At 60.2% G+C, this 25,573-nt stretch carries 17 protein-coding genes; 15 read left to right on the plus strand and 2 right to left on the minus strand.

Annotated elements, in window-relative coordinates; translation table 11 throughout:
* Positions 1 to 15: 15 nt before the first annotated feature.
* The 4 genes from IB246_RS08410 (at position 16) to IB246_RS08425 (ending at position 5,017) form a co-directional block, all read left to right on the plus strand.
* Positions 16 to 2,136 carry a TonB-dependent receptor gene (locus tag IB246_RS08410; protein WP_192230011.1) on the plus strand — a complete coding sequence of 707 codons (2,121 nt, stop codon included), beginning with the start codon at positions 16 to 18 and terminating at the stop codon, positions 2,134 to 2,136.
* A 141-nt stretch (positions 2,137 to 2,277) separates the two neighbouring features.
* Positions 2,278 to 3,066 carry an ABC transporter ATP-binding protein gene (locus tag IB246_RS08415; protein WP_008038702.1) on the plus strand — a complete coding sequence of 263 codons (789 nt, stop codon included), beginning with the start codon at positions 2,278 to 2,280 and terminating at the stop codon, positions 3,064 to 3,066.
* Positions 3,063 to 4,010 (plus strand): ABC transporter substrate-binding protein, encoded by a 948-nt coding sequence (locus tag IB246_RS08420; RefSeq protein WP_008038701.1) that lies wholly within the window; start codon positions 3,063 to 3,065, stop codon positions 4,008 to 4,010. Before IB246_RS08415 ends, IB246_RS08420 begins: the two co-directional genes overlap by 4 nt.
* Positions 4,007 to 5,017: a FecCD family ABC transporter permease gene (locus IB246_RS08425; RefSeq protein ID WP_008038700.1), complete on the plus strand. Its 1,011-nt coding sequence runs from the start codon at positions 4,007 to 4,009 to the stop codon at positions 5,015 to 5,017. Before IB246_RS08420 ends, IB246_RS08425 begins: the two co-directional genes overlap by 4 nt.
* A 51-nt stretch (positions 5,018 to 5,068) precedes the next feature.
* Here the strand turns inward: IB246_RS08425 and IB246_RS08430 are convergent, their stop codons facing one another.
* Positions 5,069 to 9,598 carry a hypothetical protein gene (locus IB246_RS08430; protein ID WP_008038699.1) on the minus strand — a complete coding sequence of 1,510 codons (4,530 nt, stop codon included), beginning with the start codon at positions 9,596 to 9,598 and terminating at the stop codon, positions 5,069 to 5,071.
* Between the two features lie 291 nt (positions 9,599 to 9,889).
* On the opposite strand from IB246_RS08430, the gene urtA reads away from it, so the two are divergent.
* From urtA to ureC, 11 genes are all read left to right on the plus strand, one after another.
* A complete protein-coding gene (gene urtA / locus IB246_RS08435; protein ID WP_008031211.1) occupies positions 9,890 to 11,155 on the plus strand; it encodes an urea ABC transporter substrate-binding protein in 1,266 nt (421 codons plus the stop codon).
* Between the two features lie 144 nt (positions 11,156 to 11,299).
* Complete coding sequence (urtB, locus tag IB246_RS08440) at positions 11,300 to 12,802, plus strand: urea ABC transporter permease subunit UrtB (RefSeq protein WP_008038698.1); 1,503 nt, start codon at positions 11,300 to 11,302, stop codon at positions 12,800 to 12,802.
* The gene (urtC, locus tag IB246_RS08445; protein ID WP_008038697.1) at positions 12,802 to 13,881 is read left to right on the plus strand and encodes an urea ABC transporter permease subunit UrtC; all 1,080 of its coding nucleotides are present in this window, start codon (positions 12,802 to 12,804) and stop codon (positions 13,879 to 13,881) included. The genes urtB and urtC overlap by 1 nt, the downstream gene beginning before the upstream one ends.
* A complete protein-coding gene (gene urtD, locus IB246_RS08450; RefSeq protein WP_008038696.1) occupies positions 13,878 to 14,747 on the plus strand; it encodes an urea ABC transporter ATP-binding protein UrtD in 870 nt (289 codons plus the stop codon). The genes urtC and urtD overlap by 4 nt, the downstream gene beginning before the upstream one ends.
* A 131-nt stretch (positions 14,748 to 14,878) precedes the next feature.
* Entirely contained in the window at positions 14,879 to 15,577 is a 699-nt protein-coding gene (urtE, locus tag IB246_RS08455; protein ID WP_008031204.1) for an urea ABC transporter ATP-binding subunit UrtE, read from the plus strand.
* 30 nt (positions 15,578 to 15,607) lie between these two features.
* Positions 15,608 to 16,447: an urease accessory protein UreD gene (locus tag IB246_RS08460; RefSeq protein ID WP_008038695.1), complete on the plus strand. Its 840-nt coding sequence runs from the start codon at positions 15,608 to 15,610 to the stop codon at positions 16,445 to 16,447.
* 146 nt (positions 16,448 to 16,593) lie between these two features.
* Complete coding sequence (gene ureA, locus IB246_RS08465) at positions 16,594 to 16,896, plus strand: urease subunit gamma (protein ID WP_007907366.1); 303 nt, start codon at positions 16,594 to 16,596, stop codon at positions 16,894 to 16,896.
* A 9-nt stretch (positions 16,897 to 16,905) separates the two neighbouring features.
* Complete coding sequence (locus IB246_RS08470; RefSeq protein ID WP_008038694.1) at positions 16,906 to 17,439, plus strand: GNAT family N-acetyltransferase; 534 nt, start codon at positions 16,906 to 16,908, stop codon at positions 17,437 to 17,439.
* Between the two features lie 6 nt (positions 17,440 to 17,445).
* Entirely contained in the window at positions 17,446 to 17,979 is a 534-nt protein-coding gene (locus tag IB246_RS08475) for a GNAT family N-acetyltransferase (protein ID WP_008038693.1), read from the plus strand.
* The gene (locus IB246_RS08480) at positions 17,979 to 18,284 is read left to right on the plus strand and encodes an urease subunit beta (protein WP_008038692.1); all 306 of its coding nucleotides are present in this window, start codon (positions 17,979 to 17,981) and stop codon (positions 18,282 to 18,284) included. The genes IB246_RS08475 and IB246_RS08480 overlap by 1 nt, the downstream gene beginning before the upstream one ends.
* A gap of 140 nt (positions 18,285 to 18,424) precedes the next feature.
* Positions 18,425 to 20,125: an urease subunit alpha gene (gene ureC, locus IB246_RS08485; RefSeq protein ID WP_008038690.1), complete on the plus strand. Its 1,701-nt coding sequence runs from the start codon at positions 18,425 to 18,427 to the stop codon at positions 20,123 to 20,125.
* 54 nt (positions 20,126 to 20,179) lie between these two features.
* Here the strand turns inward: ureC and IB246_RS08490 are convergent, their stop codons facing one another.
* Entirely contained in the window at positions 20,180 to 25,462 is a 5,283-nt protein-coding gene (locus tag IB246_RS08490) for a dermonecrotic toxin domain-containing protein (RefSeq protein ID WP_008038689.1), read from the minus strand.
* Positions 25,463 to 25,573 lie beyond the last annotated feature (111 nt).

The raw sequence follows: 25,573 nt of genomic DNA on the forward strand, positions 1-25,573 counted from the left end.
AGTGTCACCCACCCGATGAACAAGTACCTCTTGTCCGGCCTCTGCCTGCTCGCCCTGAACAACAGCACCCACGCACAATCCTTGACGCTGCCCGCCGGCACCATCACCGCACCGGCCGTTGACGACGAAACCGTCAACCTCAACACGCCGACCACCGCCGGTTCGCGTCTGAACCTCACGGCACTGGAAACACCCGCCAGTGTGGAAAGCCTGACTGGCGAACAGATCCGCGCGCGCGGTGACCGCAGCGTGCAGGACGCGGCGTCGCGCAGCACCGGGATCAGCCGCACCGGCACGCCGGGCGACGGCGGGACGTCGTTGTCTGCACGAGGCTTTACCGGGCAGAACTCGGTGATGCAGTTGTATGACGGCAACCGGATGTACACCGGCATGGGCACCGTGACCTTCCCGGTCGACACCTGGTCGGTGGAGCGTGTCGATGTGCTGCGCGGCCCGGCTTCGGTGTTGTACGGCGAAGGCGCGACGGGTGCGGTGGTCAATGTGATCCCGAAAAAGCCCTTCGAAGGCGAGATCGAAAACCACGTGCGTCTCGGTTACGGCTCTTACGACAGTCAGCAACAAGCGTTCGACAGCGGCGGCTCGCTGAGCGATACCCTGAGTTATCGCTTGAACCTCAATCGCCTGCGCAGCAACGGTTGGGTCGATCGCGGCGATTCCTCCAGCGACTTCGTCAGCGCGGCCCTGCGCTGGCAGGCCACGGACGACCTGGCATTCACCCTCACCCACGACTACGGCGACCAGAACCCGATGAACTACTTCGGCACGCCATTGATCAACGGCCGATTCCACGAAGGTCTGCGCGACAAGAACTACAACGTCAGCAACGACAAGCAGCACTACAACGATCAATGGACGCGCCTGACCAGCGACTGGCAAATTTCCGAGAACGTCAGCTCAAGCAACGAACTGTATTACCTCAAGGCCCAGCGCCGCTGGCAGAACGCCGAAAACTACACCTTCGACCGCAACGCACAGCAGCTCAGCCGCAGCGGCTATTTCGGCATCGGCCACCGGCAGGAACAGGTCGGCGACCGTCAGACCTTCACCTTCAAACACTCTCTGTTCGGCCTCGACAGCCAGACCGTGACCGGTGTCGATTACAACCGCATCCGCTTCCAGCTCGACAGCAACTCGCCGTTCAATGACGTGTTGCCCGATGGCCAGCCGATCGATTTGTATCATCCACAACGTGGCCGTTTTGAAAGTGCCAATCCGTATCGCGACCAGTTCCAGAGCACCACCAAACAGATGTCGGCCTTTGCCGAAAACCGCACGCAGTTGAGCGAGCGCTGGTCGCTGGTGACCGGTGTGCGTCGCGACTACGTGCACGTCGATCGCGACAACCTGGTCGATGGCAGCCAGAGCGACAAGACCCTGACCGGCAACAACTGGAAGGCCGGGCTGGTGTTCGCCGTGACCCCGGACACCTCGTTCTACGGTCAGTACGCCACCAGCACCGACGGTGTCGGCGGCCTGATTTCCCTGAGCCCGAGCCAGCAGCAATATGACCTGGCCACGGCGAAACAGGCCGAGATCGGCGTGAAGCAGATGTTCTGGGATCAACGCGGCGAGTGGACGCTGGCGGCTTATCGCATCGTCAAAAAGAAACTGCTGACCGACGATCCGGGCAACCCGACGCTAAAACAACAGGTCGGCCAACAATCGTCCAATGGCCTGGAAGCCAGCCTCGACCTGCAACTGCCACACGCCTGGCAACTGCAGGCCAACGCGGCCATCGTCAAAGCGAAGTACGACGATTTCGAAGAAGTGGTCGGTGGCGTGCCAGTGTCGCGCAACGGCAATCGTCCGGTGGATGTGCCTAGGCGTACGGCGAATCTGTGGCTGAGCAAAGCGCTCAACGAAGACCTGAAGGCCGGGGCTGGCGTGCGTTACGTTGACGCGCGTTATGCCGACATGGCCAACCAGAACGAGCTGCCGAGCTACACCGTTGTCGATGCCACGTTGTCATGGAAAGCGCTGCGCAATACGACGCTGGGGTTGCAGGTGAACAATCTGTTTGACCGCCAGTATGCGCAAAGCCAATACAATGAGGGGCAGCAGTGGATCCTGGGGGAGCCGCGTTCGTTCTTTGTCACAGCTGATTACACCTTTTGACTCAAGGACCCCTTCGCGGGCAAGCCTCGCTCCTACAGGTTTTGTGTCGTACGCATTTTTTGTGATCGACAAAAATCCTGTAGGAGCGAGGCTTGCCCGCGAAGGCGTCATCAGCATCACCAAATATCTCTGAGTAAATGCATGACCTCGCTGAACCTCACCAACCTCGCCTGGACACCCCTGGGCCACGGCCACTGTCATCACCAGTTCCAACTGCGTGATGCCTCATTGCACGTGGCCGCCGGTGAGTTTGTCGGGTTGATCGGCCCCAACGGCAGCGGCAAGACCAGCCTGCTGCGGTGCGCCTACCGCTTCAGCAAACCGGAAAACGGTGAGGTCCGGCTCGACCACCACAACGTCTGGAAACAATCCTCGCGCTGGTGCGCGCAACGCATCGCCGTGGTGCTGCAGGAGTTCCCCGACGCCTTCGGCCTGACCGTCGATGAAGTGGTCGCCATGGGCCGCACACCGCACAAAGGCCTGTTCGACGGTGACACCCTCGAAGACCGGAATCTCGCAACGCAAGCACTGGAATCCGTCGGCCTCAACGGCTTCGAAGACCACGCTTTCGCCACGCTATCCGGCGGCGAAAAACAACGCGTGATCCTCGCCCGCGCCCTGGCCCAGCAACCGCAAGTGCTGATCCTAGACGAGCCGACCAACCACCTCGACCCGCGCTATCAGCTGGAACTGTTGCAACTGGTCAAACGCCTGCGGATCGGCACCCTGGCGAGCATCCACGACCTCAATCTCGCCGCCGCGTTCTGTGACCGGCTGTACGTGCTCAATCACGGCCGCATCGTCGCCAGCGGCACACCGAAACAAGTCCTGACCGCCCCGCTGCTGCGTGATGTGTTCGGCGTCGAAGCGCTGATCGATGAACACCCTTTGCACGGCTACCCACGAATCACCTGGATAACCCAACCATGACTTTGCGTTCCCTGCTGTGCGTTGCTCTGTTGCTGGGCAGTAGCCAAGCGTTTGCCGAAGCAACGAAATATCCGCTGACGATCCAGAGCTGCAACCGCGACGTGACCTTCACGCAAGCGCCGAAACACGCGGTCAGCCACGACATCAACATGACGCAGATGATGCTCGCCCTCGGCCTCAAACCGAGCATGGCCGGCTACAGCGGTGTCAGTGGCTGGAAGTCGGTCACGCCCCAGATGCAGGCCATCCTCGATGGCCTGCCGGAGCTGGCGGCCAAATACCCGTCAGTAGAAACCCTGCTCAACGCCAACGTCGATTTCTTCTTCGCCGGTTGGGATTACGGCATGCGCGTGGGCGGTGATCTCACGCCGCAAACCTTGCAGCCGCTGGGCATCAACGTCTATGAGCTGACCGAGTCCTGCGCCTTCGTCATGAAGCGTCCACCGGCCAGCCTGGAGGACACCTACAACGACCTGCGCAACCTCGGCAAAATCTTCGACGTGCAGGACCGCGCCACTGCATTGATCGCCGACATGCAGGCGCAAGTCGCCGATGTGCGCAAGGATCTGCCGACGGACAAACCCCGGGTGTTCCTCTATGACAGTGGCGAAGATCGCGCCATGACCTCGGGTCGCCTGGGCATGCCGCAAGCGCTGATCGACGCCGCGGGCGGGCGCAACATACTGGATGACGTCGAAGCGAGCTGGACCCGCGTGAATTGGGAGAACGTGGTCGAGCGCAATCCGCAGGTGATCGTGATCGTCGATTACGGTGAAGTGACTGCTGAACAGAAGACGCAATTCCTGCTCGATAACAAGGCGCTGCAATCGGTTGACGCAATCAAGAACCAGCGCTTCATCGTCATTCCGTATGTGCAGGCCACGCCGGGGATCGACAACGTGCTGGCGGTTGAAACCCTGGCCAAAGGTTTCCACGGCGAATGATCAATCGTCGCTACGCCCTGTTGCTGATTGCCCTCGGCGCGTTGTTGCTGGTGTCGTGCGTGGTGTCGCTGGGCTTCGGCCCGGCGCGGGTGCCGGTGGACGTGGTGTGGCGGATTTTGCTGCACAAGGTGTTCGGTTTTGGCGAGGTGAGCTGGACGGCCGGGCAGGAACACATCGTGTGGCTGATCCGCGTACCGCGCATGTTGCTTGGCGCCTTGGTCGGTGCCGGCCTGGCGCTGATCGGTGCGGTGCTGCAAGCGGTGACGCGCAATCCGCTGGCCGATCCGCACCTGCTCGGCGTGACCTCCGGCGCCACCCTCGGCGCGGTGATCGTGGTGCTGCATGTCGGTGAAATCGTCGGCCTGCTGACGTTGCCGATTGCCGCATTTATTGGCGCACTGCTGAGCATGCTGATCGTACTGATGATCGCCAACCGCAACGGTCGCCTGGACAGTGATCGGCTGCTGTTGTGCGGTGTGGCGGTGTCGTTCGTGATGATGGCAATCGCCAATCTGCTGCTGTTTCTCGGCGATCACCGCGCCAGTTCGGCGGTGATGTTCTGGATGCTCGGCGGGCTCGGGTTGGCACGCTGGGAATTGCTCGCGGTGCCGGCCGCCAGTGTGCTGCTCGGGCTGGTTTTGTTGCTTGGCATGGCTCGACCACTGAACGCGTTGATGGCCGGTGAACAGACGGCCGTGACCCTTGGGCTCAACGCCCGCACCGTACGGTTGCGGGTGTTTTTGATTGCCTCGTTGATGACCGGAGTGCTGGTGTCGATCAGTGGCTCAATCGGTTTTGTCGGGCTGATGGTGCCGCACATTGCGCGGCGACTGGTCGGGGCCGAACACCGGCGATTGCTGCCGGTGTGCGTATTGTTGGGCAGCGTATTTCTGGTGTGGGTCGATGTCGCTGCGCGCACGCTGATCGCCCCCGAGGATTTACCGATTGGCGTGGCCACGGCGGCGATTGGCGGGTTGTTTTTCATCGGCCTGATGAGACGTCGCTGAGCACTTGAGGACGTCAGTTTCTCAGGCTTCCATCAGTGAAAATACGATCCTCTACAGTTCGTCATGACCAGGCAACGCAGGTTTCCAGTTGGCGCTCACAAGCCCGCGACGGCGCCAGTAACCATCGGTATCCACTACTTCCAGCCGTCCCACGCCGGCGAGTCTGGCGAGGTATGCAGCGACTCCATCCTTTGCCTCTTCGCTGAAAAATCCGGTTTCCTGCGATGAGAAGCTGGGGGTGAATTTGAAGAGAGCCCCGCCTCGCCCGGTGAAATAGCAGCTGCCACCGGAGGCACCGCTCTTTTTCACAACGTCCCTGCTGAACCACAAGTCGGCCAGGGCCAGATTGTCCAGCAGCAGTTGATCAGCCGCGCTGGGGTCCTTCACGAACAAATTGAAGCGCTTGTAGAACTGATGAACAGCCACCCATTTGAAATCCCGCGGAAAAACCGGCAATGGCAACGGCTGCTCGCCTGGTACCGCGACCGGGGCAATCGGCCCTCCCGGCCCTGAGTAAAACAGTGCGCTGGCAGCGCCACTGTCGAGGCCGTCCTCAAGCGGCTCGACCGCAACGAACGAAGACGATGCCTGGTGTATCAGGACGCCTCCAAGATATTGCTGGCCGACGTACTCGCCAATCAGTCTTTGGGCCGAACGAGCCGCATCATCGGCATGTGCAAATACCGGCCCGAGAGCAAAGCGGTGATCCGGCGCCCATTTCACCAGCCCGATGCCGGTTTTGACACCCTTGGCATCTACCCTGAACGGCGACCAGAAAGTGCTGCGCACCACTGCCTGCAACTCACCGTTCGCGATCACCTTGCGCAGATACTCGAACAGTGTTTCGTGCCCTGATTGCAGTACTTTTTCGTAGGCGAGCGCGACCTGTAACCGGGTCCACTCCGGTGCAGCGGCCTTGGGTTTGTATCGCAACAAGGCACCATCGGCACAGGACACAAAGACGTTGAGGAAAGTAGTCACAGCCCCCGTGCGTACACGGACAGCGTCCAGCCCGTACATCAGATCCCGAGGCGATATGAAACTCTGATTCACGTCGTGCGGCAGTCGCCCCGGCCCGGTCGACGGGCACAGATAGATTCCCTCAACGCTGTATCCCAGAGGTAATAGCCCATCGGGAAATACCTTCTCGACGGAGAGACTTCCTTGCCGCCCGTCAATCGGCATCGTAGTCATATACCGCTCGGCGTTCAGCGACTTGAGCACGAACCCGAACCTCAATCCGGTTCGAGCGCCCACCGCACGGTGGACATGCCGTACGGCGTCGTTCAATTGCGTGAAGACCGGACTGAGCGCCGGATCAGCAATGGCCGACCGATGCACTTGCGATGGACCACCCTCGAAATAAGCGCTCCATGCTGACAACTGCCTGACCTTGCCCCACAGCCGGCTACCCTTGATCACTTGCAATCTGCCGGCGCTTGCAACCTGATTGACATACTCACTCGGGGTTAGCGTGCCATTGCGCATTTGCAGTTCTATCGGGGTATGCCCGCGCTGCAATTGACTGGGGGGTGCCAATGATCGCGCGAGTTGTTTTTCGGCAGCACTGGCGCTGAGGGTGTAGCTGATCAGGCTGCCATCGAGCCCCAACAGGTATTCCTTGCCAGGCGACAGCGATGGGGAAAGCCCTGAAACGGGCAGGATGCCCGCCATGAAATCGGTGGAAAACATACCGAGATACACGTCCCGTTCGCGGTTCGACAGCGCGAAAATCGGTTCGACCTGCATTCGCGAATGGTAGCGAGCGACGACTGTGCTTCCAGCCAGAAACAACCCCTGTCCGGTCAATTCGTCCAGGCGAACCCAGCTGGCAGGGAAGTTTTCGACCTCGACGGCCACTGGTAACGTCGCAACAAATAAACCATCGAGCCGACGCAGCACCAGGCCACCGTAGATCCGCTCACGCCGCGAGTCCAACTGCGTCAGCGCATAGCGCACTGCATCATCCTGCGACACAAAGACCGGGCTGAGCGCTCGCCGCTGGATCTGCGCGTAGGGTTTCCAATCTGCACCGACAATGCCCGCCTCGTCCCACAGTTCACTGGTGCGCAACACCTTCAGCTCTGCGGCCTTGGCGATCAATTGAATGACGTTGGCATAGGGCGGCGTGTCGTTGAGCAATAGCGACTTCAGTTGCTGCAAACCTTTAGCGTCAAACTGTGTTGAGGTGGCCGGGTATTGATACCGCAACAAGGCCCCATCCAGGGTCGCGACGAAAACGCTCAGGTCCTGAAAATGCGTAAGACGTAGCGTGCCCTCGTCGTCATAGATCGCTGCAGCCAGTTCGGTCAGGGAAGCAAAATGCCGGGCAAACCAGGCATCCGCTGTCGATAGCCCGTCAAGAATCCAGCTTGCCGAGTAATAAAGCGCGAGAGTGCGAAACTCGTCGACCAATACGGGAGCACCAAAGTCACTCGCCTGGTTCAATGCCCCCAGGCGCCCGACCGGCACCGTTTCGGTCGCCACATACTCATCGCGATCCTTGTGCTTGAGAATGAATCCCCAACCTGCCGCAGCCGTGCGGTAATCGAACCTTGCGCGATGACGGGCGTTCAGTACGGCTGCTTCGGCGCTGGTAAAAATCGCCCCGAGCAACGGAGGGGAAACGCCTACGGGAGTTGACTCATTACCCAGCACCGTTCCTCGCGGCCCCCACACATCATTGCCGGCTACCACACGCAATCGGCCGGTTTCGGCCAGTTCGTCGACAACGGTATCGGGTGCAAGTGTGCCAGACGCCAGCGCACGGTCGATCAGGGTGGAGCCATCGGCGAGCAGGGCAACTCGCTCGTGCACTTTGTTGCGGGCGGCCACTTTCGATAGATCGGGACTGTAAACCAGCAGGCTGTCTGGCGAACCGGAGAGGTAAAAGTCGACAACATGCGCGCTCTTGTCGAGCACCGAGCGAATGTCTTCGGTGGTGAACATCTGCGCCTGCGTCAATTGCTCTTGTTCGTCGGCACGCACAATGGCGCTTGAATCAGTTTGCCAACGCGAAGCGTACAGCCCATGAAACGAGTATCCCTCGAGCAACATGATCGGTGCGCCGGTGGCATCGAGGGGGCACAGCCTGTCCAGCACAAACCGTGGTTTTGCGGAGAAAACCGGTTCTGTGGCAACGAAGCGTTTGTTTTGATCCTGCAAAATCATCCCGGCGAAGCCTTGTTCACGCCGGCTGCCGATGTACTCGTGCGCAAAACGTGCGGCATCGTCCGCCATGAGAAAAGCGGGACTCAAACGCCTCGACCTGGCATAGGGCTGCCAGTCGGCACCAACGTTCCCGACAACATCCCATAACGCGCTGTCCTTCAGCACCGTCAGCTCGCCGGCTGCTGCTACCTGCTTCACGTAATCGGCAGGCTTGAGCGTGCCCGCCTTCAGTCGAGCGTTGATATCCGCGCTGTCATCCAACGGAGCTTCACGGATGTGCCCCGAGGGGCGGTATTGCAACACGGCACCATCCCGGGTTCTGGTGTACACATTCAGGTAGTCAGGGTATTCCTGCCGATAAACATCCCAAAGCGAAAATTTGATTCCCGCAGCCAACTCATCCGGTGAAATAAAGTGCTCATAAAGCCAAGGGTCGCTGGCACTCTGCGCGCCATCACTGTGCGACAGGAAGTAAACGCCATGCAGGTCGAAATCGAGCAACCTCTCCAGCTTGTGATCGGGTCTCCTCGGAAAGGTATTGAACAACTCGATGGCCACATTCAGTTGGCTGGAGAGAACCGGATAGGTCGCCATGCATTCCGAACTTCCGGCAGAGGTGACGACAAAACCCAGATACACACTACCGGAGACTGTGGATACGCTCGTTGCCGCGGCTTCGATAGCCTTGTCCACTTGATCGGAGACGGCACAAAAAAAAGGCTGTGAGACGGGCCGGTTGTGTCCCAGGGCGGTACCAAGGGTCCAGTTCGCCGGCACGTTTCCTCGTACGCCACCCCACTGATCATTGGGCACCAGTACGCTCAGCGTGCCGATCGAGGCCAGTTTCTGAATCAAAAGTTCAACATCGGTGAACGGCCCGAAAGACTTGAACCCCTGTTCAAAGAGTTTTTTCTCCTCTGCCGGCTGAGTGGACTCGTACTTGATCAACGAGTCATCCGGCCCCGACAGATAGTGGCGCTGGCCATAGGCGCCCGGGTCCTGCATGTGGGTCAGGATATGCCCTCTCGAAAAAAAACCGAGGTCTAACTTGATCTGCTCGGCTGTCCACTGCGGATGAGCACGCAGAACTTCAGCGTGGCTGGCCGAATGGGACAGGTAATACGCCGCACCACTGTAGCCCGGTGGGGCAAATAGCTCTCCGACGCGGCCGGTAGACAGCAAGGTGTCAAAATCGAAATGCCCCATCCTCCCGGCCACAGGCAACGTGGGCTGAAATTTTCCATCGCCACGCTGCACGATCACGCCGCCGTAGGCTCTGTCACGACGCGCGCCGATCTGTCGGTGTGCCCAATAGGCTGCATCATCGGCGCTTATGAACGTCGGTCCCAGTGCGGGAAATTTCGCCGGTTCCTGGGGGATTGAAGGTGTGTTGCCAGAGGTGCTATCCATGCGCTACTCACTTGATTTCGAAACCACGATGATCAAGATTTCGCAGCACCGCAGGTGGTACATAGTTATCGCCTGCCGGGTTTTGGCACTGAACTCCCTCGGCACCAATGCTGCGCACTCAGGCGCACCCGCCTTGCAAACAGGCCCCAGTCTGGTGCGCGCTCCAGCCCGCCAATGGCTCTATCACGAGATTTACCGGCCTTTACCGAACAGGCACACCCCTTGCTAAAGACCCTTCAGTAGTCCGCATCTGCCAACCAAGAAAACTCATAAGTTCATGGAGATCGCACAATGAAGCGTCGCAGCTTGATCAAGGCTTTTACACTCACGGCAAGCATTGCCGCGATGGGCATGACCTGGACTGTCCAGGCCGCCGAGACCATCAAGGTCGGTATTCTGCATTCGTTGTCCGGCACCATGGCGATCTCCGAAACGTCCCTCAAAGACATGGCGTTGATGACCATCGACGAGATCAACGCCAAGGGCGGCGTGAACGGCAAGATGCTGGAGCCGGTGGTGGTCGACCCGGCGTCGAACTGGCCGCTGTTCGCAGAAAAGGGTCGTCAGTTGCTAACCCAGGACAAGGTCGCCGTGGTGTTCGGTTGCTGGACCTCGGTGTCGCGTAAATCGGTGCTGCCGGTGTTCGAAGAGCTCAATGGCCTGCTGTTCTACCCGGTGCAGTACGAAGGCGAAGAGATGTCGCCGAACGTGTTCTACACCGGCGCCGCGCCGAACCAACAGGCGATCCCGGCCGTGGAATACTTGATGAGCGAAGAAGGCGGCGCCGCCAAGCGCTACTTCCTGCTCGGCACTGACTACGTCTACCCGCGCACCACCAACAAGATCCTGCGTTCGTTCCTGCACTCCAAAGGTGTGGCCGACAAGGACATCGAAGAGGTCTACACCCCGTTCGGTCACAGCGACTATCAAACCATCGTCGCCAATATCAAAAAATTCTCGGCCGGTGGCAAGACTGCGGTCATCTCCACGGTCAATGGCGACTCCAACGTGCCGTTCTATAAAGAGCTGGCCAACCAGGGCCTGAAAGCCACCGATGTTCCGGTCGTGGCGTTCTCGGTCGGCGAAGAAGAACTGCGCGGCATCGACACCAAACCGCTGGTGGGCAATCTCGCGGCGTGGAACTACTTTGAGTCGGTGGAGAACCCGGCGAACAAGAAATTCGTCGCCGACTGGAAAGCCTACGCGAAGAAACACAACCTGCCGGGCGCCGACAAAGCGGTGACCAACGACCCGATGGAAGCCACCTACGTCGGCATCCACATGTGGGCGCAAGCAGCGGAAAAAGCCAAGTCCACCGACGTCGACAAAGTCCGCGAAGCCCTCGCTGGCCAGACCTTTGCCGCGCCGTCCGGTTACACCCTGACCATGGACAAGACCAACCACCACCTGCACAAGCCGGTGATGATCGGCGAGATTCAGGCGGACGGTCAGTTCAACGTGGTATGGCAGACCGAAGGCCCGATCCGTGCCCAGCCGTGGAGCCCGTTCATTCCTGGCAACGACAAGAAGCCGGAGTATGCGGTGAAGAGCAACTAAGCCACCTGGATGTCGGGTTCGCCCCCGACACAACACCTGTAGGAGCCAGCTTGCTGGCGATCAGCATCACACGGTTTGCCTGATGCACCGCCATCGCCGGCAAGCCGGCTCCTACAGGGTCCGCGTATCACCAGGACATTTGATATGCCCACTGCCCTTTACCGTTTCATCTTCGCTCTCGCTCTGTTGTTGCCGATGGCCACGCATGCCGGAGACGCCGAAGACTTCGTCGCCGCCAACCCTGTGCAGCAAGCAAAACTGCTGGAAGCCTGGGCCGCGCAGCCCGACCCGGCCCGAATCGAACTGATCAACGCCCTGCAACAAGGCGAATTGACGGTCGACGGCCAACCGAAAACCTTGCGCCTGAACAATCGCCTGCGGGGTCTGATCGACACCGCACTGGCCAGCCATCAATTGCTCGCCACCGACGCCAAAACCCGTCTGGCCGCCGCGCAGCAATTGCAGAAAAGCGCAAAACCGGCGCAGCTGAAATTCCTCGACCAGCAACTGGCTGGCGAACACGACGAAAACGTTCACGCCGCGCTCAGCCTCGCGCTGGCCAACCTGCAACTGGTGGACACCGACCCGGCCGTACGCCTTGCCGCTGTGCGCCTGCTCGGTGAAACCGGCGATCCACTGGCTCGCACTCGACTGGAGAGTCTGCTGGAGCCGGGTGTCGAAGCTGACGCCAATGTGCGCACGGCTGCCGAAACCAGCCTCGCCCAAGTCAAACGCAAACTGCTGATCGGCGAGATGCTCGGTCAGGCCTTCAGCGGCATGTCCCTCGGTTCGATCCTGCTGCTTGCGGCGCTCGGGCTGGCGATCACGTTCGGCCTGCTCGGCGTGATCAACATGGCCCACGGTGAGATGCTGATGCTCGGCGCCTACTCGACCTACGTCGTGCAGTTGCTGTTCCAGCGCTTTGCCCCGCAAGCCATCGAGTTCTACCCATTGATCGCATTGCCGGTGGCGTTTTTCGTCACGGCCGCGATTGGCATGGCGCTGGAACGCACGGTAATTCGTCACCTCTACGGCCGCCCACTGGAGACCCTGCTCGCCACGTGGGGCATCAGCCTGATGCTGATCCAGCTTGTCCGATTGGTGTTCGGCGCGCAGAACGTCGAAGTGGCCAACCCGGCGTGGTTGTCGGGCGGGATTCAGGTGTTGCCGAACCTGGTGCTGCCGTACAACCGCATCGTGATCATCGCCTTCGCTCTGTTCGTGGTGGTGCTGACCTGGCTGCTGTTGAACAAGACACGCCTGGGCCTGAACGTGCGCGCCGTCACTCAGAACCGCAACATGGCCGCCTGCTGCGGCGTGCCCACCGGGCGCGTGGACATGCTCGCTTTCGGCCTCGGCTCCGGCATCGCCGGCCTTGGCGGCGTGGCGCTGAGTCAGATCGGCAACGTCGGCCCGGACCTCGGCCAGAGCTACATCATCGACTCGTTCCTGGTGGTGGTGCTCGGCGGCGTCGGTCAACTGGCCGGTAGCGTGCTCGCCGCGTTCGGGCTGGGCATCGCCAACAAGATTCTCGAACCGCAGATCGGCGCCGTACTCGGCAAGATCCTGATCCTCGCGCTGATCATTCTGTTCATCCAGAAACGTCCGCAAGGCCTCTTCGCACTGAAAGGACGGGTGATCGACTGATGAACCAGCCTCTGATGCTCACGGCCAGCCAAAAGGCCGGCCCGAAAGTCACGATTGCCGTCGGTGCGGTGATCCTTGTTTTGCTGTTGACGTTGCCGCTGCTGTCGCTGTTGTCGCCAGACAGCGCCTTCCATGTCTCGGCCTACACGCTGACCCTGGTGGGCAAGATTCTTTGCTACGCCATCGTCGCCCTCGCCCTCGATCTGGTCTGGGGTTACGCCGGCCTGCTGTCCCTCGGTCACGGTCTGTTCTTTGCCCTTGGCGGTTACGCGATGGGCATGTACCTGATGCGCCAGGCCTCGGGCGATGCCTTGCCGGCGTTCATGACCTTCCTGTCGTGGACCGAACTGCCGTGGTACTGGACCGGCACCAGCAGCTTCCTCTGGTCGATGTGTCTGGTGGTGTTGGCGCCCGGATTGCTGGCGTTGGTGTTCGGCTTCTTTGCCTTCCGTTCGCGGATCAAAGGCGTGTATTTCTCGATCATGACCCAGGCCCTGACCTTCGCCGGGATGCTGCTGTTTTTCCGCAACGAAACCGGGTTTGGCGGCAATAACGGCTTCACCAACTTCCGCACCATTCTTGGCTTTGGCATCACCGAACCGGGGACGCGCGCGGTGCTGTTTTTCGCCACGGTGGTGTTGCTGGTGGCGAGCCTGTTTATCGGCTGGCGACTGGCGCAAAGCAAATTTGGCCGAGTGCTGACCGCCCTGCGCGATGCAGAAAACCGCCTGATGTTTTGTGGCTATGACCCGCGCGGTTTCAAGCTGTTTGTCTGGGTCTTGAGCGCAGTGTTGTGCGGTCTCGCGGGTGCGCTGTACGTGCCGCAAGTCGGCATCATCAACCCGAGCGAAATGTCGCCGACCAACTCCATCGAAGCCGCCGTCTGGGTCGCGCTCGGTGGTCGCGGCACGCTGATCGGCCCGTTGCTGGGCGCCGGCGTGGTCAACGGCATGAAGAGCTGGTTCACCGTGGCGTTCCCCGAGTACTGGCTGTTCTTCCTCGGCGCGCTGTTCATCGTCGTGACCTTGTACCTGCCCAAAGGCGTGATCGGCCTGCTGAAGAAAAGGGGTGACCAATGAGAGTGACTGCGACGGCTGAATTCATGCTCGAACCGGCCTTCTATCCACCGCAGCCGAACAAGGACGCCGGCACCAGCCGCGATGCCATCGGCCTCGGGCAACGCGTCGGCCCCGGCCTGAATACCCGCCACGGCACCATCCTGACCCTGGAAGACATCAGCGTCAGCTTCGATGGTTTCAAGGCACTGAACGATTTGAACCTGTACATCGGCGTCGGCGAATTGCGCTGCATCATCGGCCCCAACGGCGCGGGCAAGACCACGCTGATGGACGTAATCACCGGCAAGACGCGCCCCAGCCATGGCAAAGCCTGGTTCGGTGAAACCCTCGATCTGACGCAGATGAGCGAAGTGCAAATTGCTCAGGCCGGCATCGGTCGCAAGTTTCAGAAGCCGACGGTGTTTGAAGCGCTGAGCGTGTTTGAAAACCTTGAACTGGCGCAGAAAACCGACAAGTCAGTGTGGGCCAGCCTGCGGGCTCGCCTGAGTGGCGAACAGAAAGATCGCATCAGCGAAGTGCTGGAAACCATTCGCCTGACTACCTCGGTCAATCGCCCGGCGGGCTTGTTGTCCCACGGGCAGAAGCAGTTTCTGGAGATCGGCATGTTGTTGATGCAAGACCCGCAATTGCTGCTGCTCGACGAACCCGTGGCGGGCATGACCGACGCCGAAACCGAATTCACCGCCGAGCTGTTCAAGAGTCTGGCGGGCAAGCATTCGCTGATGGTGGTGGAACACGACATGGGGTTTGTCGGCTCGATTGCCGACCACGTCACCGTGCTGCACCAGGGCAGCGTGCTGGCCGAAGGGTCGCTGGAGCAGGTGCAGGATAACGAGCGGGTGATCGAGGTGTACCTCGGTCGCTAGGCCTGCAAATACAACCCCCCTGTAGGAGCCGGCTTGCTGGCGATGGCGGCGTATCAGCCGGCATCAATATCGCCTGACCCACCGCCATCGCCAGCAAGCCGGCTCCTACAGAGGTTGAGAGGAATTCAAAGATGCTGCAAGTCGACAAGCTGCACCAGTACTACGGCGGTAGCCACATCCTGCGCGGCCTGACGTTTGACGTGAAGGTCGGTGAAGTCACCTGCCTGCTCGGGCGCAACGGTGTGGGCAAGACCACGCTGCTCAAATGCCTGATGGGTTTGCTGCCGGCCAAAGAAGGCGCGGTGAACTGGGAAGGCAAACCGATCACCACGTTCAAACCGCACCAGCGGGTGCATGCAGGGATCGCTTACGTGCCTCAGGGCCGGGAGATTTTCGGTCGGCTGACGGTAGAGGAAAACCTGCTGATGGGCCTGTCGCGATTTCCGGGCAGCGAAGCGAAAGAAGTCCCGGCGTTCATCTACGAGCTGTTCCCGGTGTTGCTGCAAATGAAGCAACGACGCGGCGGTGACCTGTCTGGTGGCCAACAGCAGCAACTGGCAATCGGCCGGGCGCTGGCCAGCCGTCCTCGGCTGCTGATCCTCGACGAGCCGACCGAGGGCATCCAGCCGTCGGTGATCAAGGAGATCGGCGCGGTCATCAAGAAGCTTGCGGCACGCGGCGACATGGCGATTCTGCTGGTGGAGCAGTTCTACGATTTCGCCGCTGAACTGGCGGATCAATACCTGGTGATGTCCCGCGGCGAGATCGTGCAGCAGGGCCGCGGCGAAAATATGGAAGCCGAGGGTGTGCGCGGTCTGGTTACGATCTAATCTGTAGCGTCCTAACGATAATTAGAAATCATGAATTTACCTGCCCACACAACGCTGTTCACGCCTAGCTGGCATGCCGAGCTGGAACTGGGCTATGCCCGATTCGGCGACACCACGCGCCCGGTTCAGCGTCGGCATAAAGGGCCGTTGCGGGTGCAAAAACATCTGTACGCCGAAGGGCCCGAGGTTTGCCAGCACATCATCGTGCATCCGCCCGGCGGGATTGCCGGCGGTGATCGACTGGACATCAGCGCCAGCGTTGGCCGCGATGCGTGGGCACAAATCACCAGCCCCGGCGCGGCCAAGTGGTATCGCGCGGCAGGACCGGCTTATCAGACACTTGATCTGAAAGTGGCCAACGGCGCGACACTGGAGTGGTTACCACAAGAGACGATTATCTTCAGCGCCGCCCAGGCAGAACTCAACACATCCATTGATCTGGAAGGTGATGCGCGGCTGTTCTACTGGGACGTGGTGGCGCTGGGTCGTCCGGCCAGTGGCGAGCGCTTTGACCTCGGGCATTTTCAGGCGCAGCTGGATATCCGCCGCGACGGCCAGTTGCTCTGGCACGAACGCCAGCGCATTGTCGGGGATGACGGGTTGCTCGATTCGCCGATTGGCCTGGATGGGCAACCGGTGTTTGCGACGTTGTTGGTGACGGGGGAGATTGACAGTGAACTGCTGGAAACCTGTCGCTCGCTGCCCAATGACGTACGCGGGGATTTGACCCAGTTGCCGGGCCTGTTGGTGGCTCGGTGCCTGGCCAGCGAGGCGCTGTTGGCGCGAGGCTGGTTGATTGATTTGTGGCGATTGCTCAGGCCTGCGTTGCTCGGTCGAGAAGCCGTCCCACCCAGAATATGGAGCACCTGAACACCGATCCCTGTAGGAGCGAGGCTTGCCCGCGAAGAACGATAACGCGGTCAATCAGTTAAACCGAGGCGCAGCATTCGCGGGCAAGCCTCGCTCCTACAGAGGTTGTAGTGATTTTTTAATCTGCCGATTATGGATTCCAAACGATGGACCTGACCCCACGCGAAAAAGACAAGCTGCTGATCTTCACCGCCGGCCTCGTGGCCGAGCGGCGTTTGGCGCGCGGCGTGAAACTCAACTACCCGGAAGCCATGGCCTACATCTCCGCAGCGCTGCTCGAAGGCGCGCGTGACGGCCAGACCGTGGCCGAGCTGATGCACTTCGGCACCACCCTGCTCAGCCGCGAACAAGTGATGGAAGGCATCCCGGAAATGATCCCGGAGATCCAGGTCGAAGCCACCTTCCCCGACGGGACCAAACTGGTCACCGTCCACCAACCCATCGCCTGAGGCCGCGCCATGACTTACCACATCCGCGATGCGGTGCACGCCGATCTGCCGGCGATCCGCGACATCTACAACGACGCCGTGCTCAACACCACGGCCATCTGGAACGAACAAGCCGTGGACCTCGGCAACCGCCAGGCCTGGTTCAGCACCCGGCAAGCCCAGGGCTATCCGATCCTGGTGATCGTCGACGGCGATAACAACGTACTCGGCTACGCTTCATTTGGTGACTGGCGACCGTTCGACGGTTTCCGCCACACCGTCGAGCACTCGGTCTACGTACGCAGCGATCAACGCGGCAATGGACTGGGTCCGCAATTGATGGACGTGTTGATCGAGCGTGCCAAAGGCTGCGACAAGCATGTGATGGTCGCTGCCATCGAAAGCGGCAATGCCGCGTCCATCCGCCTGCATGAACGCGTCGGCTTCGTGACCACCGGGCAGATGCCGCAGGTGGGCACCAAGTTCGGCCGCTGGCTGGACCTGACCTTCATGCAACTGACCCTCAATCCTGGCGCGGAGCCGCCGCCCGCCAACAAGGAGTAATGCCCGATGAACGCCGCCCAACTGCGCCGCGTCAATGTTGAAAGCTTTGCGCACTATCGTCAGGGTTTGATTGATCTGCTGCTCGACGCGGTCAGCTATGGCGCCAGTGTCGGGTTCATGGCCGATCTGGATGCCACACAGGCACGCGCCTGGTTCGATGGCGTTCAAGAGGAGCTGAACAAGGGCAACGTGCTGCTGTGGGTGGTGGTCAAGGACGAGCAAGTGCAGGCCAGTGTGCAACTGACTTTGTGCCAGAAAGCCAACGGCCTGAACCGCGCCGAAGTGCAGAAGCTGCTGGTGCGTGAACACGCGCGCCGCCGCGGGTTGGGCCAACAATTGATGAACGCCCTGGAACAGGCCGCGCTCCAGCACAAGCGCGGCATGCTTTACCTCGACACCGAAGCCGGTTCCCCGGCCGAGGATTTCTACAAGGCTCTGGGCTACACCCGTGCGGGAGAAATTCCCGACTACGCCTGCGACCCGAGCGGTCGTTACAAGCCGACCGCCCTCTACTACAAGATTCTCCAAGGAGCCCATTGATGATTCCCGGTGAATTCCAGATCCAGCCCGGCGACATCGAACTCAACGTCGGCCGCCGCACCGTCAGCCTGAAGGTGGCCAACAGTGGCGACCGGCCGATCCAGGTCGGCTCGCACTACCATTTTTTCGAAACCAACGACGCCCTGACTTTCGACCGCGCTGCCAGTCGCGGCATGCGCCTGAACATCCCCGCCGGCACCGCCGTGCGCTTCGAACCGGGGCAGAGCCGCGAGGTCGAGCTGGTTGACCTGGCCGGGCATCGCCGGGTGTTCGGGTTTGCCGGGCGGGTTATGGGTGACCTGTAAGTCATGTGCAGCCTGTACCGGCCTCTTCGCGGGCAAGCCTCGCTCCTACAGGTCATGTGTCGTCCGCAGCACGAACCCTGTAGGAGCGAGGCTTGCCCGCGAATGCGATCTCCCATTCAATTAATTCCTAAGGCAAGCACATGAAGATTTCCCGTCAAGCCTACGCCGACATGTTCGGCCCCACCGTCGGTGACAAGGTCCGTCTGGCCGACACCGAGCTGTGGATCGAGGTGGAGAAAGACTTCACCACCTACGGCGAAGAAGTGAAATTCGGCGGCGGCAAAGTCATCCGCGACGGCCAGGGCCAAAGCCAGCTGCTGGCCGCCGAAGTCGTCGACACGGTGATCACCAACGCGCTGATCATCGACCACTGGGGCATCGTCAAAGCCGACGTCGGCCTCAAGGACGGGCGCGTGGCAGGCATCGGCAAGGCCGGCAACCCGGACGTGCAGCCGAACGTCACCATCGCCATCGGCGCCAGCACTGAAGTGATCGCCGGCGAAGGCATGATCCTCACCGCCGGCGGCATCGACACCCACATCCACTTCATCTGCCCGCAGCAGATCGAAGAGGCGTTGATGAGCGGCGTGACCACCATGATCGGCGGCGGCACCGGCCCGGCCACCGGGACCAACGCTACTACCTGCACCTCCGGCCCATGGCACCTGGCGCGGATGCTTCAAGCGGCGGACGCCTTCCCGATGAACATCGGCCTGACGGGCAAGGGCAACGCCAGCCTGCCGGAGCCGTTGATCGAGCAGGTCAAGGCCGGCGCCATCGGCCTCAAGTTGCACGAAGACTGGGGCACCACCCCGGCGAGTATCGACAACTGCCTGACGGTGGCCGATCAGTACGACGTGCAGGTGGCGATTCACACCGACACCCTCAACGAATCCGGTTTCGTCGAGACCACCCTCGCCGCCTTCAAGGGCCGCACCATCCACACTTACCACACCGAAGGCGCGGGCGGCGGTCACGCACCGGACATCATCAAGGCCTGCGGTTTTACCAACGTGTTGCCAAGCTCGACTAACCCGACCCGGCCCTTCACCCGCAACACCATCGACGAACACCTCGACATGCTGATGGTCTGCCATCACCTGGACCCGAGCATTGCCGAAGACGTGGCCTTCGCCGAAAGCCGCATCCGCCGCGAAACGATTGCCGCCGAAGACATCCTCCACGACCTCGGCGCGTTCTCGATGATCAGCTCCGACAGCCAGGCCATGGGCCGCGTCGGCGAAGTCATTACGCGTACCTGGCAAACCGCCGACAAGATGAAAAAACAGCGCGGCCCACTGCCGGGGGATGGCGAGGGCAACGACAACTTCCGCGCCAAACGCTACATCGCCAAGTACACCATCAACCCGGCAATCACCCACGGCATCAGCCATGAAGTGGGCTCGGTCGAAGTTGGTAAGTGGGCCGATCTGGTGCTGTGGCGCCCCGCGTTTTTCGGGGTCAAACCGACGTTGATCCTCAAGGGCGGGGCCATTGCGGCCAGCCTGATGGGTGATGCCAACGCCTCGATTCCGACGCCGCAACCGGTGCACTACCGCCCGATGTTCGCCAGCTACGGCGGCTCGTTGCACGCCACCAGCCTGACGTTCATCAGCCAGGCGGCGCAGGAGGCAGGACTTCCCGAAGCGCTGGGCTTGAAGAAGAAAATCGCTGTGGTCAAAGGCTGCCGCGACGTGCAGAAAACCGACTTGATCCACAACGACTACCTGCCGAGTATCGATGTCGACCCGCAGACGTATCAGGTCAAGGCCGACGGCGTTCTGCTTTGGTGCGAGCCAGCGGATGTGCTGCCGATGGCCCAGCGTTACTTCCTGTTTTAATCGGCCAAATCACCGGAGCCTGGCTGGCCAGGCTCCGATGCAAAGCCGCAGCGATCAACTGTTCGGCTGTACGGTGAAAGGGATTTCTACCCGTTGCAGTTTTGCCCGTTCGATTGCCTGGCGTGTGAACGTTTTGATAAAGGCTTTCTTGTCTTCGTCGATGACTTCCAGCTCGGCGGCGTATTCCGCTTCGGTCATGACCCGTCCCGGCGCAAACGCGCTTTCCGGTTTGTTCAACTCAGCACCGAGCACCCTGAGCTCTTCCTTCAACTGTGCCTTTTGCTCAAGGGAAAGCGTTGTGTCGGATGCTCGTTTTTCAAGCGCTGAGTAGAACTCAATCGTGGCTTCAATCCGGCGTCTGAAACCTTTGATAACCCCCCGGTTGGAACCCTCGACATAGGATGACCAGAACGGCTGCTCGATCAGCAAATCGTCGAGCAATTCACCCGCCTCAAGGTTCAGTACACGATGGAATGCATCTTCGATCATCGCGTTCGTGACGCCGGCGATTTTTCTGAACTGCATTTTTCGCGACTGCCAGGGCAGGTCCAACCGGTCGGCAAGGTCCGTCATGAATGCCAGGTGAACTTCAACCTCATCAATCGTGCCGGTGACCTCGCCCGTCGCATTGACGCGCCTGAATTCCTCACCCATCGCCTCCCGCTCGGAAATCGTTTTTCGCGCAATCCTGCTCAGTTCATCCAGACGTGACTTACCCTGCGCCAGCGACACCAGTTCACCCTCTACCAGCGCGGGATTTGCCAGTTCATAGGCTTCATGAATCAACACCTCCATCCCCATGGCGTTGAACAGCTGCGCACCAGCATCGACGCACGCGGTGGGCACGGTGGTCAGGGTGAAGAGTTTTTGCCGCAGTTCGGTATTTTTCGACATCGCATCGAGCATTCGCCAGACCTTGGCGGTCATGTCGACCCGAAACCCGAGGTCGTGCTTGAAATGCCCCGATTCGGTGAGTTTGCGAATCTCGTTGAAGAAGCCAACCGAACCGTGCTCATCCTCGACGCTGTTCCACACCTCCTGTCTGGCCACCCACTCCGGCCGGGTCAAGCCAGCTTCCCAGTCGAGGCTGTCGCGCACGCCACGAGGCGGATACGGTCGATCAGGGTCCATGCCAACGGACGCGATGTACTCCCTGAGCGTCTGCAGATTGAAGGCCGGCAAAAACTCCGGCTCCCGGCTCAACAACGTGCGCGCCAGCAATTCCGCCTGGACCGAGCCACGCGTGACCATGGGCACGTAGGTGATTTCGTTGCGCTGCATGTCCAGGTAAAAATGCCGGAACCGCGGCTGCGCGAACAAGCCGTCCGGCCAGGTCCGAATGCCGGTGTCGGCCAGGATCAGCGTATGTAACACGCGCATGCTGCCAATATCCGGAACCTGCCCCAGGGGATTGCTATGCAGGTCCAGGATCTGAAGCCGCGTCAGGTTGCGCAGGTCCGCGACGCCTTGCGCATCCAGGACAATGCGGTTTCCTCGCAGGTTCAACTCCGTCAGCGCGCGCATGCGGCCGATGGCACGAGGAAGTCGGGTGAGCGAATTGCCGTTGATGTTGATAGAGCGCAACCGGGGGAAATGATCGAGCAATGAAGCATGCGCGTCGGTCAATTCGGTTCCGTTCAGATTAAGGCGAGTGACGTGATCGAAGTTGCCCTCCAGTGCGGGCATCGTGCGCAGATGCCGCCCCAGCGGCAGGTTCTCGAGGTCGAGCACGAAGCCTCGCAACTCGCCGTACGAGTCCACATCGCGCAAGCCGGTGTGCTGCCAACATTCCCTGACCGCTTTGTACAACGCGTTTCTGGACTGCCATTCGGCGATGCCGGCGGACGTAAAGCGGAATGCCTCGGTCGGTGATTTCAGCCAGCGTTGGAAGTTGGCATTGAGCCGATTGAACTCCTCCTCCAGGGCACTCGCCCTCTGGTCAAGACTGACGTCGCTGCCCCCCGCTTGCAGATAGGACTGAGCTTCGGCCTCCGTCCATCCTGGGCGAACGACGCGGACCCGCTCTTGCGGCGTTACTTGCCCCTGAACTCGACGCAGACCTTGGGCCATCCCGCGCATGCCGCCACGCAGACGCATCGTGGCTGGATCGTACGCAGGTTTTCGAACAGGGTTATCCGCCAGAAGCGCGTTGAACCTGTCCCGTGGCAATGGCGTTTTTTGAACGGCGTGCTTGAGCGTCGCGCCTTGATTGATCTGGTACCCCAACGCGTTCCGCTCAGTATCAGGCAGGGCATGCAACACCGAAGCGTAGAGGTCATCGGCCCCATGCAGGTGAAGATCATCGGCATCGCGGGCCTGGTACTGACCGTCCTCGCTGACAAGGATTCTGCGAACGGCGGCATCTGCCGGGCCCACACTGTCGCGCAGTGGTCCGTCGAATGAGTATTCGCGGATTTCGATCCGCACGTTTGCGGGCCAGTCGGGCAACGCTTGCAACGAATGCAACGCCAATCGCTCGCTATCGACACCGTACGCGGCATCGAGGTAAAGACCTTCGTAAGCACGTGCGGCGCGTAACGTGCGCAAGGCCAGCCGCGTGCGTTCTCTGAGCGGCAAGGGAATGCGCGAAGACTCGGTGATATTGAGCAAGTCCTGCGGTTCGATGTCGGCCAGCAACTCACGGGCGATCACCGTCGGGAGGTTGCTGAAGGCGTCCTGGAGCACCCGCACTTGCCGGTTGTCTGTCTGCTGCAAACGGCGATTGAGCGCATCAAACAAAGGCCCCGGATGACTGCCTGCCCGCCCCGCGAGCTGGTTTTTCAAGGCGTCGATGCGGATACGCTCGTCAGTGGAAATGCTCTGTCCGAACAACGCATGGATGTCGGCTTCATTGACAAACTTCACAGCCAGCTCCGGAAGTTTTCCGGCACCGACCTCGGCACGACTTATCCTCAGCGTATTGGCCGGCGACGCGTCGAGATTGCCGTACTTGATCGAGCGCCCCGACTGCTCGGCGCCGTCAAAAAGCTCGATGCTTTTTTGCTCAGGCCATCGCGGCAGTTCGACCAGCAAACGGGGCACCTGCTCGATGAACACTTCGGGAACCTCATCGAGCGCTATCTGCCCGGGCAGCTTTTGCACATCAGCCCAGATCTTGAAGCGTTCGATCGTGTCGCTCAGCAGCGCGGGCGGTGGCTCGTTGACGACATGCAGCCGGCGCAGCAGGTCTTCTTCGACACCGCTGGCGATACGAATCTGCTCCAGCGTGGCCTCGGACAAATCCTCAACCGCCAGCCCCAGGCGCCGCATGAGCGTGGTTTTGCCCCACTCGACGGGTCGGTCGAGCTCGGTCTTCCACACACCCGTACCGTCGTGTTCGAGTGCGGGCTGATACGCCTGCGGCCGATCCGGATGTTGCAGGCGAGGCTGCCCCGTTCGCGGATCGCTTCTGACTTCGAAGTACTTGTTTTCATGCATCAGGATGGTTTTTTCGCTGTGCCGGAACAGCCCCAGCTCACCTGGCGTCGCCGCTTTCGGCAACGTCAGGTCATGGGCGTAGGGCGACAGGTCCGGCTTCCATAAGCGTGTCTTGCCGTCAGGCAACTCAACCTTTTTCAACTGATCGATGAAGGCCGAGGGTTTGACCGACGCCGCCGCACCGGCGGGCAAAACATGCCCCGCCGCCATGATTGCCAGTTGCGCGAAATTGATCATGACACCGGTCAGATGGGCCGCCGCTTCGTCCCTGTCACCCTTGCTCCACTCCTCGATACCTTCCATGGTTTCGAACAGCATCTGCCCGACCATGACCGCCAGCATCGCTTCGCCCAGGCCGGGAACCAACATCGCGCCGAAGTTGAACACGTTCCAGCCGATGCTCAGATAGCTGGTCAACCGATTCCAGCGGGTGGTCGCGTCTTCATCGTCGGTCGGCACCGCGATGTGCCGCGCATCCGCAATCGCCTTGTCCCTGCGCCAGCGACCGATTTGCGGCCAAATATCGCCAGTAATGATGTTGGTGATGGGTTCTGCGTTGGCGTTTTCAACCGCGGTCTCTCGCCACCACGGCCCCATGTCCAGCGGCTCACGCTGCGTCCAGGTGAACGTGGTGAAACGCTCGCGAACCCGGGCAAAGAATTTGCCATGGTCTTTTTGTGCCACGAATCGGCTGAAAAACTGTTGATAGTCTGGCGAGCGCAACTGGCTCGTCAGTTCCTTCATGAAGTCAGTGAAGGACGCATACTCTTTGAAGGGATGGTCAGGATCATCCGGGACATAAGCGATCAACGTCCCGTCGAGACGGCTTTGTTGAAAACCATCTTCCCTTTGCAAAGTGGCGTCGACAAGACCGTTGGGGCCATTGGCGAAAAACGCCTCGAGTAATTCGAACTGCTCAAACTCCTGGCCCGGTAGCAGCATCAGACGTCTGGACCATTCCATCAGTGTGCGTTGGTGCCGGGGAACCAGACTGTCGTAAATTCTTTTAACTTCAGTGGGGTCTGCCACTGCACTGAACAACAGGATGCCGGACAACCTGAAGCCCATTAACGAAAGTCGATGGCATTGCAAAGGACGATGATTCCACGCAATGCCCTTTTCATTATCACGAACTTGCTGAAGTTTCCCGTAGCCATAGGAACTGATGTCGTTTTTCAAATACGCGATCAGCGCGGCTTCGTTGAAGATGGCTTTTTCACTGGCCATGCAGTGCCGCTCGATTATTGCCTTGGCCGCGATAGCTTCGGGCATCACTGCGGCCTTGATGTGACGCTGATAGTGCGCGCCGATATCAAGCGTCCGGCACAGGGCCGCGAATTGTTCGACCGTCAGTGCATGCCGCTGTAACTCGTTTTCGTGGTCCCGGGTGAAGATGCCGGAGCCGTCGCGAAACGCGCCGGCCTGCGTTTCAGGCGCCTCGAAATTGTGAAGCGCCGCTTCCAGCAACGTCGATTGCCTGAGCCGACTGGCATTGGTATCAATGCCAAAACCCAGTTTTGCCGGGATGTACAGGCGAATGAGCGTCGCATTGACGTCCAGATCCAGATTCAGCTGGTCCTTTAATGCTTTAACGAGCAACGGTTCGGCAAAGGCAAGAATGTCCCGCTGTACATTCTCCAACACGTCGTCCAACGGGACCTGAAGGCGCCAGCGCTCATCCGTCAGTTGCTTGAGGTACTGACGGTCGATGGCGCGTGCATTCAAATACCACTGTGGAAAATCCGCGGTCGAATCGGCCATCGTAAGCAGTCGCGAAACAGGTGCGTCTTTTAGCGGCGAAGGCAGTTTGCCCAGCAGATAATCATGATGAACATTGGCTTTGCTTCTTCCATGCCCGGTAATAACTTGCAACGCCGGAGCGTCCGATAGTTCGTTCATTTCGCAAATCCTTATGCGATGAAAAGAACCACCAGACTATTGAGTGCGATTAAAAACAAAAGCTTAAAAAACCACTTGGAAAACCGCGCCAGCCCAACAATGCATTTAATT

The organism is Pseudomonas sp. PDM01 (genome assembly GCF_014852325.1).
Lineage (GTDB): Bacteria > Pseudomonadota > Gammaproteobacteria > Pseudomonadales > Pseudomonadaceae > Aquipseudomonas > Aquipseudomonas migulae.